At 50.4% G+C, this 15,873-nt stretch carries 14 protein-coding genes; 8 read left to right on the top strand and 6 right to left on the bottom strand.

The window, feature by feature from the left end; all coding sequences use genetic code 11:
• Positions 1-25 precede the first annotated feature (25 nt).
• From ACN0YN_RS27405 to ACN0YN_RS27430, 6 genes are read left to right on the top strand one after another with little or no spacing between them, the layout of a single operon-like run.
• Positions 26-442 carry a thiol-disulfide oxidoreductase DCC family protein gene (locus tag ACN0YN_RS27405; RefSeq protein ID WP_417388147.1) on the top strand — a complete coding sequence of 139 codons (417 nt, stop codon included), beginning with the start codon at positions 26-28 and terminating at the stop codon, positions 440-442.
• Positions 439-1,773, top strand: coding sequence for an NAD(P)/FAD-dependent oxidoreductase (locus ACN0YN_RS27410; RefSeq protein WP_417388148.1), 1,335 nt, complete (start codon positions 439-441; stop codon positions 1,771-1,773). Before ACN0YN_RS27405 ends, ACN0YN_RS27410 begins: the two co-directional genes overlap by 4 nt.
• On the top strand, positions 1,689-2,471 hold the full coding sequence (locus ACN0YN_RS27415; RefSeq protein ID WP_417388149.1) for a DUF1365 domain-containing protein: 783 nt from the start codon (positions 1,689-1,691) through the stop codon (positions 2,469-2,471). Before ACN0YN_RS27410 ends, ACN0YN_RS27415 begins: the two co-directional genes overlap by 85 nt.
• The gene (locus ACN0YN_RS27420; RefSeq protein ID WP_417388150.1) at positions 2,471-3,781 is read left to right on the top strand and encodes a class I SAM-dependent methyltransferase; all 1,311 of its coding nucleotides are present in this window, start codon (positions 2,471-2,473) and stop codon (positions 3,779-3,781) included. Before ACN0YN_RS27415 ends, ACN0YN_RS27420 begins: the two co-directional genes overlap by 1 nt.
• A complete protein-coding gene (locus tag ACN0YN_RS27425; protein WP_417388151.1) occupies positions 3,778-4,572 on the top strand; it encodes a DUF1295 domain-containing protein in 795 nt (264 codons plus the stop codon). The genes ACN0YN_RS27420 and ACN0YN_RS27425 overlap by 4 nt, the downstream gene beginning before the upstream one ends.
• Complete coding sequence (locus ACN0YN_RS27430) at positions 4,569-5,672, top strand: SAM-dependent methyltransferase (protein ID WP_417388152.1); 1,104 nt, start codon at positions 4,569-4,571, stop codon at positions 5,670-5,672. Before ACN0YN_RS27425 ends, ACN0YN_RS27430 begins: the two co-directional genes overlap by 4 nt.
• Before the next feature lie 27 nt (positions 5,673-5,699).
• On the opposite strand, the gene ACN0YN_RS27435 is transcribed toward ACN0YN_RS27430, so the two are convergent.
• From ACN0YN_RS27435 to ACN0YN_RS27455, 5 genes are all read right to left on the bottom strand, one after another.
• Positions 5,700-5,891 (bottom strand): hypothetical protein, encoded by a 192-nt coding sequence (locus ACN0YN_RS27435; protein WP_417388189.1) that lies wholly within the window; start codon positions 5,889-5,891, stop codon positions 5,700-5,702.
• A 254-nt stretch (positions 5,892-6,145) separates the two neighbouring features.
• Positions 6,146-8,548 (bottom strand): hypothetical protein, encoded by a 2,403-nt coding sequence (locus ACN0YN_RS27440; RefSeq protein WP_417388153.1) that lies wholly within the window; start codon positions 8,546-8,548, stop codon positions 6,146-6,148.
• Positions 8,549-8,631: 83 nt separating this feature from the next.
• Positions 8,632-11,040 carry a hypothetical protein gene (locus tag ACN0YN_RS27445; protein ID WP_417388154.1) on the bottom strand — a complete coding sequence of 803 codons (2,409 nt, stop codon included), beginning with the start codon at positions 11,038-11,040 and terminating at the stop codon, positions 8,632-8,634.
• 46 nt (positions 11,041-11,086) lie between these two features.
• Positions 11,087-11,398, bottom strand: a complete 312-nt coding sequence (locus tag ACN0YN_RS27450) for a hypothetical protein (protein WP_417388155.1) — start codon at positions 11,396-11,398, stop codon at positions 11,087-11,089.
• A 30-nt stretch (positions 11,399-11,428) separates the two neighbouring features.
• The gene (locus ACN0YN_RS27455; RefSeq protein ID WP_417388156.1) at positions 11,429-11,956 is read right to left on the bottom strand and encodes a DUF6790 family protein; all 528 of its coding nucleotides are present in this window, start codon (positions 11,954-11,956) and stop codon (positions 11,429-11,431) included.
• Positions 11,957-12,292: 336 nt separating this feature from the next.
• Between ACN0YN_RS27455 and ACN0YN_RS27460 the strand changes: the two genes are divergently transcribed.
• Positions 12,293-13,663 carry an aspartate kinase gene (locus tag ACN0YN_RS27460; protein ID WP_417388157.1) on the top strand — a complete coding sequence of 457 codons (1,371 nt, stop codon included), beginning with the start codon at positions 12,293-12,295 and terminating at the stop codon, positions 13,661-13,663.
• A gap of 14 nt (positions 13,664-13,677) precedes the next feature.
• Here ACN0YN_RS27460 and ACN0YN_RS27465 read toward each other — a convergent pair whose 3' ends face one another.
• On the bottom strand, positions 13,678-14,433 hold the full coding sequence (locus ACN0YN_RS27465) for a hypothetical protein (RefSeq protein ID WP_417388158.1): 756 nt from the start codon (positions 14,431-14,433) through the stop codon (positions 13,678-13,680).
• An 845-nt stretch (positions 14,434-15,278) separates the two neighbouring features.
• Here ACN0YN_RS27465 and ACN0YN_RS27470 point away from each other — a divergent pair.
• Positions 15,279-15,869 (top strand): hypothetical protein, encoded by a 591-nt coding sequence (locus ACN0YN_RS27470; protein WP_417388159.1) that lies wholly within the window; start codon positions 15,279-15,281, stop codon positions 15,867-15,869.
• Positions 15,870-15,873 lie beyond the last annotated feature (4 nt).

Here is a 15,873-nt window from a genome sequence, read left to right on the forward strand (position 1 = left end):
AACGAAGATTCTGAGGAGCAGCCGGATGCAAACAAAATGGTATGAGCTTGAGGCATTTTATGACGGTGCCTGCCCCCTCTGTCTGCGGGAAGTCAGGCTGTTAAAACGCCTCGACCGCCAGGACAGGATTCAGTTTACCGATATTTCCAGCCCCGGTTTTCGAGCAGAGGAGTATGGTAAAACTCAGCAGCAGTTCATGCAAGAGATGCATGCCCGCCTGCCAGACGGTTCCTGGGTAACCGGAGTCGAAGTGTTTCGAAGACTCTATTCTGCCGTGGGATTTGGTTGTCTGGTCTGGCCGTCACGTCTGCCCGGCATCTCGCACGGTCTGGATTATCTGTATCAGATCTTTGCGAAAAAACGACTAAGCCTGACAGGTCGTTGTCCAAACCAGGGTTCCCATTGCACACTTTCATCTCAAAAGTCAGGGGTGAGTTCATGAAGATTGCGATTATCGGCGGAGGCATTTCCGGACTCACCGCTGCTTACTTTCTACAACATGAACATGAAATTACGCTGTTCGAAGCCAACCACTATATCGGGGGGCACACAAATACGATTGATGTCGAAATCGATGGAGAACAACATGCCGTCGATACCGGGTTTATCGTCTTTAACTATCAGACGTATCCGAATTTTACCCGGATTTTAAATGAGCTGGGTGTCGAATCACAGCCGACCGCGATGAGTTTCAGCATGAAGTGCGATCGGACTGGTCTTGAGTACCGTGGTGCTGACCTGAATGGTTTTTTTGCACAACGTCGCAATCTGGTCAATCCGCGTTTTTATCGTCTGCTTGCTGATATTCTCAGGTTCAATCGACAGTCAGTCGAACTGTTACAGTCTGAAGCAGATCAGCAGACGGTGGGAGAATATCTCTCGGAGAATAATTACTCTCCCGAGTTTATTGAACAGTATTTTCTGCCGATGGGGTCAGCAATCTGGTCCTGCCCGGTGGGGGCATTTGAAAACTTCCCGGTCCGGTTCATCGTCGAATTCTACCTGAATCATGGCATCCTGGCGATTCGTGACCGTCCTGAATGGCGCGTCATCTGTGGCGGTTCCAAGCAGTATGTAAAATCAATGACTGCCGGGTTTATTGACTCCATTCGATTAAATACACCGGTCAATTCGGTAATACGAGGTGAGAACCAGGTCAAAGTCTGCCTGCGGGATGGATCGGTCGAAGAGTTCGAGCATGTGATCTTTGCCTGTCACAGCGATCAGGCGTTACGCATGTTAGGAAATCAGGCATCGTCGCTTGAGCAGGAACTGCTGTCTGCGTTTCCTTATGAAAAAAACATCGCACAACTGCATACCGATCAATCAGTACTGCCTGTGTCACAACGGGCCTGGGCCTGCTGGAATTACTTTATGCCGCGCGGTGAAAACCGGAAGGCCACAGTCACTTATCAGATGAACCTGCTGCAGGGAATTCAGTCAAAACAGGTTTTTTGTGTGACTCTGAATGGGCAGGACCGGGTTGATCCCTCGAAAGTGATTCGAGAAATCGAGTACGCACACCCTGTTTTTACCCGCGAACGCGCAGCCGCACAGCGCAGGCAGGGGGAGGTGATCAACCAGAATTCGACATCGTTTTGCGGGGCGTACTGGGGGAATGGTTTTCACGAAGATGGCGTGAACAGTGCCATGGCTGTCTGTCGTGAGTTAATGGGAAAAACAGATTTATGGAAAGTGGCATCTACTCAGGCTGGGTTCGACACCGACGCCATGCTCCCGTCGAGCACAGCTTTCGCAATCGAATCTTCCTGATGTATCTGGATCTGGCTGAACTGGATTCTGTATTCCAAGGTCGTGTCTGCTGGTCGACTCAACGCATGGCATTGGCCCGATTCCGACGGGAAGACCATCTGGGAGATCCGCAGGTATCACTGGATGAAGCAGTGAGGGAGGTTGTGGTTCAGTCGGGGCGGCCTCGTCCGCAAGGTGCAATTCGACTATTAACACATCTGAGATATTTCGGCTTTGTAATGAATCCTGTTTCATTTTACTTCTGCTTTGACGCTCAGAATGACGTGCTGGAAACGATCGTGGCAGAAGTGAATAACACCCCCTGGGGGGAGCGGCACATCTATGTGATCGGTCAGGAGCAGTTTGGTAATCACAGGGAGAAACAGTTCACGAACAAAGAATTCCATGTCTCACCCTTTCTTCCGATGGAGATGGAATATCTCTGGAAGTTTACGACACCTGATGAAAGATTAACGGTCCACATCGAGAACTATCAGGGAGGACAACCCGTGATTGACGTGACCATGCGTCTGCAGCGCCAGGAGATCACGACGCTCAACCTGCTGCGATCGCTGGTCTTCTATCCTTTGATGACGTGGTATGTGTTTGCTGCCATCTACTGGCAGGCACTGAGGCTCTGGTTGAAACGTGTACCCTTTTATCCGCATCCGAAACAGAAAACAGCTTCAAATCAAAGTAAAAGTTCAAGGACATCGTGATGTTACAAGATCATCAGAAAGAGCAGCAGGTATCAGTGGCTCCTGCCCGAATCGGAATATTGAATTCCGCCTGTCGGCATTTGCTGTTAAAGAAACTGGGCCAGTTAGTTCGAGGCCAGATCATCTTGAGAGAAGGAACGGAAATTACCGTTCTGGGTAAAGATGATGCGGATTTGCGGGCGGAAGTCACGGTCCATCATCCCCGTTTTTTTCAGGCAGCCGTGCAGGGGGGAGGACTGGGTATTGCACAATCTTTGATCGACGGTGACTGGTCGAGCAATGATTTGACTTCACTGGTACAGATTTTTATCCGAAACCTGGAAGTGACTGATCGGTTTGAAGAAGGACTGGCCCGCATTCGACAGGTGGCTGCGCGAGTGGGACACTGGGTCAGAAGAAATACGCGGAGGGGGGCTGCTCAAAACATTCATGCGCATTACGATCTCGGAAATGACTTCTACCAGTTATTTCTTGATGAGACGATGAGTTATTCCTGTGGTGTATTTGAGCATCCCAGTGCAACCATGCAGGAAGCATCCCTGGCGAAACTGGACCGAGTCTGTCGCTACCTGGACCTGAAGCCTCAGGATCATCTGCTGGAAATCGGGACGGGCTGGGGGGGGCTGGCGTTGTATGCAGCACAGAATTACGGCTGTCGTGTGACGACGACAACGATCTCGCGTGAACAGTACCAGCTGGCGGCAGAGCGCATTGATGCTGCAGGCTTGTCAGGTAAAGTGCAGCTTCTGTTAACTGACTATCGTGATCTGGAGGGACAATATGACAAGCTGGTATCGATCGAAATGATCGAAGCGGTAGGAGCTGAGTTCTTTGAAACCTACTTTCAAAAATGTTGTGAACTGCTGCGACCCGACGGAATGATGTTTCTCCAGAGTATCGTGATTAAAGATCAGCGATTCCAGGAATATCTCAGGAGTGTTGATTTCATCAGGCGTTATATTTTTCCCGGCGGTTGTCTGCCTTCCGTCTCTGCGATTTTAGATACCACTGCCAGGGTAACCGATCTGCGACTGTTGCGGCTGGATGATATCGCTCCGCATTATGCTCAGACGCTGCGCTGCTGGCGGGAACAGTTTCACGAACGACTGGACGAGGTGCGCGCGTTGGGATATTCCGAATCCTTCATCCGCATGTGGAATTATTACTTCTGTTATTGTGAGGCAGCATTCGAAGAGCGGCAATGCAATACCGTGCAGATGCTGTTTGCCCGCCCTGATTGTCGGTTTGATCCGCATTCCATTCCGTCAGGCGAACGATGTTCCTTGCGGGAAATGGAGGTTTCTGCATGAATCTGTGGTTGATGATCGTAACTGGCGGATTGTGTATGTCTGCGGCGATGGCTTTGTTGTGGCTGCTGCAGCGTCAAACCGGAGATTCAGGAATCGTCGATGTGGCCTGGGGCATGGGAGTCGGTTTGTTGACCGTCTATTTTGTCTGGGGCCGGGATGATGGCGATTTGACAAGACGGATTGTCCTGGCAGTGCTGGCAATGTGCTGGGCGCTGCGACTCAGTGGATATGTGCTCTGGAGAGTGCTGACGCTGCCTGAAGACGGGCGTTATCAGACTTTAAAAGAAAACTGGGGACCTGCAGCACAATTTCGCATGTTCTGGTTCTATCAGCTTCAGGCAGTCGGGAGTCTGTTATTTGCTTTACCAATGCTGATTGCTGCCGGAGGGAAGGCGCCCTTCGGTCTGGTCGATTGGGTTGGTGTGCTGATCTGGCTGATCGCGATTGTTGGTGAATTGATTGCAGACAGCCAGCTGTCTCGCTTTCGTGCCAATCCAGATCACAAAGGTCAGGTCTGTCGATCAGGGCTCTGGAATTATTCCCGACATCCCAATTATTTTTTCGAATGGCTGCACTGGTGGGCTTATGTCTGTCTGGCATTAAGTGCCCCGTGGGGCTGGCTGACTCTGCTCGGTCCGCTTCTGATGCTGCATTTTATTCTTAACGTAACGGGCATTCCTCCGACAGAAGCGCAGGCGTTGAAAAGTCGTGGTGATGCCTATCGTGAATATCAACAGACGACGAGTGCTTTTTTTCCATGGCTTCCCGGTTCCAGACAGGTGACAACATGAAACAGGATTTGCTGATTAATTTAAGTATTGAACTGGTGGAGCGGGGCTGGGTGCCTGATGCGATCGTTCGTCGCGCTATTCGGAAATTATGCACAAAACGGTTATCGAACCTGGATTCTGGTCAGTCAGAGATAAACAGATTACATCTGCAGGAATTCGTTACTGCCAGCCGTCAGAGCCCAATTGCCCTGGTGCCGGAAAAAGCCAATGAACAGCATTACGAAGTGCCCGCTGAATTCTATTCGAACGTGTTAGGCAGCCATCGTAAGTACAGCTGCTGTTACTGGCCGGAGGGAGTGAATTCGCTGGATGAAGCCGAGGCAACTGCCCTGCGTGAAACTTGTGAACACGCGGAAATTCAGGACGGGATGTCGATTCTCGAACTGGGGTGCGGCTGGGGATCTCTGACATTATGGATGGCGGAAAACTATCCCGCCTCTCAGATTACGGCGGTATCAAATTCTCATTCGCAGCGAGAATATATCCTGCAACAGGCTGCAGCGCGGGGAGTAGCAGACCGGGTTAAGGTGATGACTGCTGATATGAATGATTTCCGTCCCGAGGGAACATATGACCGTGTGGTCTCCGTTGAAATGTTCGAACATATGCGGAACTATGAAAAACTATTGCAGCGGATCTCAAGCTGGTTGAACGAACAAGGAAAATTATTCATTCACATTTTCTGCCATCGTGAAATTGCGTATGAATTCAGTGATCAAAACGCCGATGACTGGATGGCACGTCATTTCTTCTCCGGTGGAATTATGCCCTGTGATCAGCTGCTGGCTCAGTATCCAGAGCAGATGCGCGTGACGAAGCAATGGCGCTGGGGAGGTCAACAATATCAGAAAACGGCCGAAGCATGGCTGTCACGACTGGATCAGCAGCGAAAAACGATCTTGCCCCTCCTCGCTGCTACGTATGGAAAAAAACAGGCAGCACGCTGGCTGATACGCTGGCGGTTATTCTTTATGGCCGTTGCAGAACTGTTTGGCTACCGAGAAGGGACCGAATGGTATGTTTCACATTATCTACTGGAGCCGCAGTCTACTGACACGGCTGGTTCCGTTACTCCAGAAAGAGAATTATCATCATTCTGAATCGGCTGCAGCAGCTTGAATACAGAATTATTCTGATAACTCTGAACTCATGGATTTGATTTCTTCCCTTTGAACCGGCTTGCTCAGGTATTCATTCATGCCTGCTTTCAGACATCTTTCCCGCTCCTCTTTGATTGCATTTGCAGTGAGCGCTACGAGGGGGAGTATGTTCTCTAACAGGCCCCCGTTTTTCCAGTTCTCAAATTCGTCGCGTTGCATCCAGTCTATCCGGTTCGGGCATCTGACTGGCCATATAACCGGTAAGACTGACTCAGCTGATTTGTTTGATGCAGCCGATATCTGAATAGTGTGATGTTCTAATCAGTCCTCAAGAAGTGAGTTCACCGGCAGGCAGGAATTTCGACTGGATATTGAACACGAGAACGCATCACTACTTTTAACCATATCTTCTGTCAATCTTAGATACTCGGTCCAGATGAATCTGGAGACGCTACAGTAAAACTGGACAGAGTCTAGAGAATATCGAGAAGCTGTCCTTCACGTTGTTTTTTTTGTTCATTGTTCTGTTCAAAAGCGTCTAGAATATTCTCTCTGATTTCTTGTTTGAACTGATTCAGCAGTGGCTTCTCTGATCGGACTTCCACGATAAAATCAGTGTAGCGTTGTTGATTGCGCGAGGAGTGTGTCATCAGTTGAAGGTCATCCTGAATTTTTGGAATTCGGGGTTGGATCATCTCAGGTAATGTTGCCAAATAAATCAATAAAAAGAACAGGGCAGACATCAGGCACATTTTAGCCATCATCCGACTGAGAGAGTGTAATTCACAACGTTTTCGGGTCTGTAACAGTTCCGTGAATCCTCCCTCCAGAGTTTTTGACCTGATTTTGAGATACCAGAGCAGCAGAAAGAGCAGGGAAAGGCCAACGGCAAAGAGTTCTCCATCATTCCAGTACCACAGCAGCCAGGCACATATCCAGGGAGAATCAATCAGTTGGAATTGATTGACGGGCCTTCCGATGGTCGAGTAAAGTCCTGCCACTTCTTTCCAGGTGACAGGCGATAGTAAATTTCTCATGTGAGAGGCATGGGGGACAGCGTCTCCAAGTACTATTCCGACTGGAATGACAAGCAATGTCAACATCAGGGTAGATACACACATCAGGAGTTTTCGATTTCGATTCAACTGCTTATTTTGAATGAATGCCCTGACCTCTTGAACAAGAAATGCAGCGAGCAATGCAAGAACTGCAGTGTAAGCAATCAGCGTTACAGGTTGACTCTGTTTCCAGAGACTGTAGAGTTCACTCGGAAGTGATTTGATGTTCCAGAATAAACAGACTATCAGAAACATGAGCGTGGAAATGCCGATTGTTTGAGACCAGGGGAGGTTTATTCCATGTTTGATAAGTGACAGTGCCCCTGCAATCAGCAGAATGAACGAAACCCAGTAGAAGAGAGGTACAATCCAGAATTCAGCTTGGTATGAGAGCATTTTGTCCGGCACAATTCCCCAAACAAAAAAACTGACTCCCGTTCCCAGCAACCAGCATATGGTCGCCCCCAGGTATCCTGGTTTTATTTCTTCGACGGGGGCATGCTTTCGAGAAAGTCGGCTGATCATTCCCGCCACACCGTAAAACACCAGGGAGAGTATCAAAAAGTTTTGTGCAGTTCCCGTTAGAATTGCCATTCTTAAATACGGTGGTTTCTGAAGATTTTCAAATCGTGAATTATAACGATCGGCAGCTTCGATCAGAATCTTGTCTTCCAGCAGAGATGCTTCGAATTCCGTTTTTGTTGCTATCACTTCCTCAGGTGTTAATGTATGTGCATGCTCTCTTTGTATAATTAACAGATCGTTTAATCCTGTGGTTCTCAGGAGTGATCGATATACTAAGGCATAATCACCATTCTGTTCCTCAGTCAGTTGATCCGCCATCTGTAACAGGTTTCGAGCATAATTGACTGCTTCAGGTATCTGACCCCGATTCAGGGAGATTTGAAGTTCCGTCGACTGCCAGTTGATGAGCTTATTGAGGAAGTGCTCACAGATCCAGTCGCAATTCAGGCTGGCTGCGAAGCGAATCTGATCTGTAAATGAAAGGGGCGTTTCAGACAGGAATTCCCAGCCAGCTTCAAATCCCTGGGAACCCATCTGCAAGTATGTTTTTTTGAGTGCCGCCTTGAGACGATTCTGAGCCTGGGCATATTCCTCGGACTGCTTGATGATCAAGGTGAGAGTACCCTGGTCATTATAATAGACCTCAGTAGACTGGTACCATAACTGGTATCCCGCCAGGTAATCATAAAGTGCATTATCCGGATCGTGCCGGGCGCATTCGTCCAGAACAGCCAGCCAGTCTGGATCTCGTGGTTCAAGGTAAGAGTGCCTGGTCGTACCATTTATTCGAAACAGCAGGAGTGCCCGATTCCGCCAGAGTTCGATATCTTCAGGTGAATCCTGTGTCGCGGTTTCCATCAGTTTCAGGCAGTCTTCGCGGATGGAAGTTTGATAGGATTCGAGCATCCTTTGGATATCCTGATTGTCCCAGGGCGAATCTTTCGCGATGCGTGAGGCAATCTCATAACTATCTTCGTCGCTCGCATAATGTCGTTTCAGAAAATCGGGATGCGAAGAATTCAGGCGCCAAGCGGCTCCCAGGGCAAGATGTGGGTTCTGTTTGATTTCGTCGGGGGTCGGTAGCTGCTTTTTCCAGAAACGAGCCTGCTCTTCCGGAGTCTGATAATTGAGAGGCGGTTTCCAATACACAAGTGAAACGGCATGATTTACCCAGTCATCTTTGATCAACGTCCACCCGGGAAGAGAAGCTCCCACGACCCATACCAGCCGTACAGCAAGTGCCAGGAATACCAGTAGTAATAACGCGATGGGCCAACGGACTCGAAAACGCATGCAGTAACCAGGGGGGGAATCAAAATAGGTAAGAACGCAGATGTACAGGTTAGATTATAGACAAGTCAGACGGGAAAAGGGAATCAATTTTCAGGCTGGGAAGTTTCTGCTTGTGATTTTCGACTTTGGATATACATTACTTCGTCAGTCAGTTGTTGTCGAATTTCGTTGATCTGTAGTTCAAATGACTGCATCAGTGTTGGATCCTGTCTGATCTCTGATTGGATGCGCTCCACTTCCTGGATGGGCTGCTGCACGTTACGCAGGGCTTCTAAGCGTTTCAGGTGATCTCGATTCTGTGCCTTGATCACAGTGGGGAGAGCAGCCAGATAAATTGTTGTCACAACCAGCAGGGTGGTTAAGCTGGAACGTCTCAACATCCGAACTCCCGTGCGCCAGTTCTGCGGCTGTGGGCGGGCAGTTGTAGAGCCGGACAGCGGGGCTTGGAGAGAGCGTGACCAGCGCAGCAGAGACCAGCCAAGCAGAATGGACAGAGACAGCAGAACGGCGAAACCCTCGCCATGACGGGCAGTCCATTGCGGATAGATCCAGATCCATGTGGGGACCTGCTGTTGCGGTTGCCTGTTCCAGGCGGCCAGCATCCGAAACGGATTTTCATCTGTGACGGAGGCTTCGCGGCCGAACCAGGTTTGCATTTCCACGGGGTTCAGACTGGCCCGAAAGATCTTGGCACCAGCGGGAACAATAAGCAGAGCGACCAGAAAAACGAGACCGCAGGCAGTCAGGTTACGACGTGCAGATCGCCCGGGGGAACGCAAAAAACGAATCACCATATAGACTGCCGTTCCATAAAAAACAACGAGCAGCAGCGAAACCGGGATGAGCAGCGCCAGGGAAGTATGTATCCAGTTCTGTTCCACGAATGTCAGCAGGGACGCGAATTGAAAATAGATCAGGATAGGAACCGCCAGAACCAGCAACAGTGAAATCAGCTGTCGCCAGGAAAGGTCTTCTCGCCTGCGGAGCAACCGTAGAGAAAGCGTCAAAGCCAGAATCAGAGCAATCCAGCAGAGACCCAGCAGCAGGCTGTTCCATACCGGTTCCGAGATGACATCAGCCGGGATCACTCCCCAGATAAACAGGCTCAGACTCACTCCAGCGAACCAGGCAATCAGGGTTCGCCACCAGCCTGGTCGAGGCGTGGAACTGTCCACCGGTTGGCCGATCAAGCGGACTGCCAAAATCATTAATAGTGACAGTGGAAGCAGAAACAGCATGAAAGGTTCACAGAGCCCCGTCAGCAGTGCCGCGAGGACTCCTATACCAACAGGCTGCGACTTTCGTCGTTGATGATATCGGTCCAATGCTTCCATATATATTTTCCGCTGCATCCATGCCTGATACAGGTCCTGCTTGAGTTTCTCTGTTTTCGCGGAAGTAAACGACTCTGGATGCACCTGCAGTACCTGGAATAATTGTCCCAGTCCCGATGTGCGGAAGGTGTATTTGAAGAATGTCTGCTCATAGAAATTCTGCGGACCCGTTAATTGCTCTGCGATCCGCAGCTGATGGTCTGCATTCCTGATCACCTTTTCATACATTTGTTGTCGCAGATCGGAGTTGCTGACATTGATCAACCAGCGTTGTAATTGAGCGGCGAAACTGATAGCGGCGAAAGAGGCATTCCTTCCTTCTGCAGCTTTGATCTGATCTCCCAGGGGGAGCGATGTCTGTTTTAAGAATACGAGGGTGGCTGACCAGGTGCTCGTGCCGATATCCAGGGTTGTTTTTTTTAACCCCGCCTGCAGTCGTTGCTCAGCTTGTGCATAGATCTGTGGGTCGGTAATTATCAGCGTCAGTTGATCTTCTTCATCCCAGTCCGTTTCGGCTGACTGCTGATAGAACTGGAGCGCCGCCAGATAGTCATAGAGGGCATTTTCCGGATCGTGGGCCGCAGCTGCTTCCAGCACCTGCAGCCAGTCCTCTGGGTATGGCTTTCGTTCTGAATCTTTACGGGTCGCAAACAGCAGCAACGCGCGTTGTCTCCAGAATTCGACATTCTCCGGATCCAATCGCGTGGCAATCGCCGCCTGTTCCAGGCAGACAGCGCGGCAGATAGATCGATATTCCGCCTGGGACTGATGGAATCGATCATCATATCCTTCAGACAGTTCCTGCAGGTCCCGTTTGGAGGCGATCTTTCGTGTCAGGAACTCATACTGTGGATCGGTCAGCATCCAGGCTGCTCCCAGTGCGACCTGGGGATCGGTCTGAGTCGCTGGGATCCTGCTGATCTGATCCAGCCAGAACTGCGCCTGAATTGGAGGCATCTCTTCGCCGATGGATGTCGTTCGGTCCAGCAGACACAGAGCCTGATCTTCCCAGTCATCCCACAGCGATCGCCAGCCGGCAGGGGAATTACTGACCACATAGACCAGACGCAGACTCAGTAATACCAGAACCCCCACCAGTAATAATCGGGGCCAGTCTGCTTTCAGTTGTCTGATTTTTTCTGCTGAGAGAAATTGCATACTTGAGTAGAAACGTAAGATACTGCAGGCAGGATCATGAGGATTTTTACTTTTCTACCCGCGTTTCCAGAATTTCTTCGATCTGTTTCAGTTTCTGCTGCTGGATCTGGAGCAGTCTCCCATCTCCATACAGTCCCAGCAGAGAAAATGGAGCTGCGATCAGTGCACTAATCGCAATCCAGAACGGCATCCAGTCAACGATCAGGTACAGACCGAATATTCCCAGGGCCAGCAGAAACATAACCAGGTGCGCGCGGACGCGCAGTTTCTGGATGCGAATATTTTTCCTGATCTGCGGTGCCACACGAGCCGGGTTCTTGCCGGCCAGTTCCTGTTGAATGTCAATTTTCAGAGCCATCGGGTTGCCCTCCGGGCAGGGTGAGTAGAATCAAAGTGCGGTCTCTGTCTGTGCGGCTTTCTGACAACGGCATTGCATCGCCAGCAGTACAATACCGAGAAGGGGCAGCAGGATGTCCGTATAAAAGATCACGCCTGCATTCCCGGGGGCGAAGTTGTGTGCTGTAACCATCTGGTAGATGTGGCCCCCCGCAGCGCCCAGCAGAAACATTGCCGGCCCCACGACCGCCGCGGCCCGCATCCCCAGACTGCCGCGGAATGCCAGAAAACCAACGACGGCATAACCCAGGCTGGCAGTCCCTACTTCAAATTGAAACGGGCTCTGCGACCAGCCAATAAAACTGGCTGCGATCTCACCGAAAAACGAATGCATGATGAAGTTGTAGAAAAAAGAGCAGCCGATGGAAAAGAACAGATACCAGGCAAACAGGGCCTCGACCACGATCGCTTTCGACCATGGTCGCGGTTTTCTCAACAGGGCTATCCCCGAGACAACCAGGCCCAGCACCAGAAAACTGAGTGTGAAATTTTCCATCACAAATTGAATCAGCTTATTCATAGATCACTCTCGGTTGGAGAAAGTTGTGATAATCATGTTAGTTTACATCGTCACAGCATTTATACAGTTGTTATCTGTCGACCGTTCCATTAGGGTTGCTAACCATCTGCCGATATTTTGAGGAATCAAAAGCTGATTTTACCATTGTCGGCGGTCGGTTCCATGGTATCTGTTTGTTGCAAATGTAACTCAGGCAGTCGCTTGTGGAAATAATACTTTATCTGATTGAAATTCGAAGAGGAAACGACGAGGAAGCCCCCCGAGTTTGTTGAACGCGTGCTGTCAGTAATCCTGCCAGACGTGTGAGAGCTCGCACAACAGGGGGGAACATACAATATGACAAACAGTGTAGTCTGTAAATTTGGTGGAAGTTCCGTAGCGAACGCAACACAAATTGAAAAAGTCCGTCGCATTGTCGCTGACAATCCCCAACGACGGTTTGTAGTGGTCTCGGCACCAGGACGGATCCAGAAAAACGAAGAGAAGATCACCGATCATCTGCTCAATATCGCGACCAATGGTCAACACTTTCGCGACTCTCGTAAAACGATTACAGCGGTCGATAGTAAACAGGCTGTCGTCGATCGTTTCAGCGGGATCATGGCCGATCTGGAGATTGACGGCAAAGACTTGCTCGCTTCCTTGAGACAGGATCTTGAACCCGATCTCGAAGGAGACCGCCGGATTGCCTTTCTGGCCTCGCGGGGCGAACACTACAACGCCCGTATCATTGCTGCTTACTTTCAACGAAAAGGGATGCAGGCTCGGGTCTGTCTGCCCGAAGAGTTCGGCTTCCTGGTCACCGACAGTTACCTCGATGCCAAAGTTGAAGAGCCCGCCTACGAAAACATCGCGGCCCTGGAAGAGGAAGAGACCGACATGGTCACCGTCATTCCCGGTTTCTATGGCGTGACCGATCAGGGGGAGATCGCCGTCTTTTCCCGTGGCGGTTCCGATCTGACCGGGGGTGAGATTGCGTACGCGATTGATGGCGACAAGTACGAAAACTGGACCGACGTGAGCGGCGTGCTGGAATCTGACCCCCGTATCATCTCCGCTGCCCGGGCGATTCCCCGCCTGACGTTCAAGGAGATCCGTCTGCTCTCTTCCAAGGGAGTGAATGTCTTTCACCTCGATGCGATGCTCAACTGCCGCAAGCGGAAAATTCCGATTCATGTTCGCAATACCAATCACCCCGAAGCCGCCGGTACACAGATTCTGAACGAGCGTGTGCCTGAAGAGGGTGTGGTCGGCATCGCCCGGCTGGATAACATGGCCTACATCTACCTGGAAAAGGACATGCTCTGCGAAGAGGTTGGCTTCACCGCAACATTGTTGAAAATCTTCCAGAGCTACGGAATCAATACCTACCATTATCCAACCGATAAAGACGACATCGCTGTTCTGGTCAAACAGGATGACCTCAAAGGGAGCATCAACGATCTGCGGCGGGCGATTGAAAAACAGCTCAAGCCTGATTTCATGGATGTAGTCTATAATCTCTCGGTCATCACCCCGGTCGGCCTGGGGCTCAAACGCAACTCCTATCCGCTGGTCGATGCGATCAACGCGCTGGGCGAACATCATATCCCCATCGAAATGATCGACCAGAGTCCCTCACAGATCTGTTTCCATATTGGCGTCAGCCAGGCCATCGCCGACGATGCGCTGAATATTCTATATCGGGTATTGATTGCAGATTCATAAACGGGAACCCGGAGTCAGTACCCCGGCGGGAACTCTCCCTGCAGTGCTTCTGCCACCAGTTCATTCAGCACCTGATCGTTAAACTCATAGCGCACACGGCCTGCAAAGGCCCGCGCTTCGGCAGTACGGTCGTTGTGAATCAACAGGGCGATGAGAACAGCAGCGTGCTGATAGAAGGAAAGATTGAAGTCGCTGTCATACCAGAAGCGGGAGTGTTGACGGAGATGCTGAGGCAGATTCGTATGAGAGGGGCGCTGGTGCAGGAATTTCAGTGCTGATAAATGGACTTCCAGTGTATGATCTGGATCAATATATTTCCCGCACACCTGATACTCGCCCGCACGAATCAATGGCGATTCGGCATACGGATAACATTTGAAGGCCAATTCGGGGTTTTCCTCATCCAGCGTGAGAAACAGTGAGGCCGTTTGTTGCACTTCCTCCAACTTTTGATTGATCTGGGTGAACTCAGCAAACTCGTGAATATCACTCTCTCCGCACACTAGTTTTGCTTTTGCCAGATCGCGAAATTCCTTGAGCTTTTGTAGAGCAGGGGGATATTCAGCTCCCAGCTCCATCCATTTTCTCAATACGGATTCTCGACGAATTTTAGGTAACGTTTCATTCTGATGATACCAGACATGCTTGGCCAGCGCTGCCGCATACCGACCCGCACGCCGGTCTGCCTGGGCTTCCCTGAGAACTTCCCGCGATGACCAATCATCGGGAGGCTGCCAGTTCTCGAATTCATCTGCGGACGCGTCGTTCATGCTTACCTTCCTCACATTTCAAGTCAGGGTCTAACTGGATCAGTTTACCATAAATGGACGGAAACGAAATGGAATTCCCACACCGGCTGCTACACATTCCCGCACTCCTCCTGCATAAAATGAACTTGACCGCGGCGCGCCACTGGCGATAAGCGTTGATTCGGGTCGCGCGCGTGCCCAGTTTACAGTGCACTGAAACACGCGACACCAGTTAGGGAGATGCACTATAAAACAGCCTGTTTTTTCCAGATCTTCACTTATCAGATCAGCACCCGTTCGTGATGTATGCCTGCGGGTCGCCACACATCGCAGGCTTTCGTCCCGGCACCCGCTCAGCACCGCCAGGCATCGTCCCCCTGTCAACTCCGATCGCCACTTTTGATGGTTCATCCCTCTTGACCTCCCCACGCCTTTCCACAAAATAATCCAACATGCAATGAACCACTGACACCAGCCACCAGATTGGTCATCAGATTGAACATCACAACCACAAACATAATTCAATATCCTCCCACGCCTCCGGGTGCCATCTGTCGGCTTGCCCGACAGTGCTTGTGTAAACGTCCCCTTGTATGTTTCACAAAGCATTATAAAAGAAGTGTCCCCACCCCTGCAGATGAAAATCGCGAACCACTAAAACGGATGAAACGCGGGATTGCTGCGGGCAACAGGAGGTATGAGAGTGATCGCGGGAGTCGAGAGACGACGATCAGAAAGCAGAGTTCGCTGACCTGTCAACCGCCGGTCCCGGAAGCTGGAAAAACAGACTGGAGATCACCACCTGGATAGGGTAACATGAAAACGGTTCTCGTCCGTGGAGCAGCTTAAATTGAAACAGGATCACCATGATGGAATATCGTTTTCGAAAAGGCTTTTTATTCGGAGAAGAGACCCTCGTTTTGACGGAGCATTCACTGCAAAGGCTCAATCGGCACGGGAAGGTAAAAAGGGAGCTTCCCTACAAACAGATCTCGAAAGTGAATTCCTACTCTGGCCTGTCAGCGTATGATGAAGAGAAAAAAACGTTCCCGGTTAAAATGGTTCGGATCATCCCCCACTGGGGACTGTCCATCAATTTTCAATCCAGCTATTACATCAGACCAGGATCGAGACAAATGCAGGTTGCGAAAAACCAGCTGGAAGCATACGAGGCCTTTCTGGAGGAACTTAAGAATCGGATTCGAACAAACAACCCAGACGCCGTGCTGCAAACCGGCAACAGAGCGCTCTCCGTGCTCTGTTACCTGTTCGCCTTATTCTGCCTGGTGTTGTTTTTACTGACACTGGCAGCCCCTGTCTACACTCTGTTTGTCCGCACACGTTCCATTGGTAAGATCTGGCCGGTTCTAATTGGTTTATTGTTCCTCACAACCATGTTCGGGCGTACTGCGTTTCATATGGGACAGGACTATGCTCCAGAGCGAAAGAAACTCTAAGGCT

This window comes from Gimesia sp. (assembly GCF_048260065.1).
GTDB lineage: Bacteria > Planctomycetota > Planctomycetia > Planctomycetales > Planctomycetaceae > Gimesia.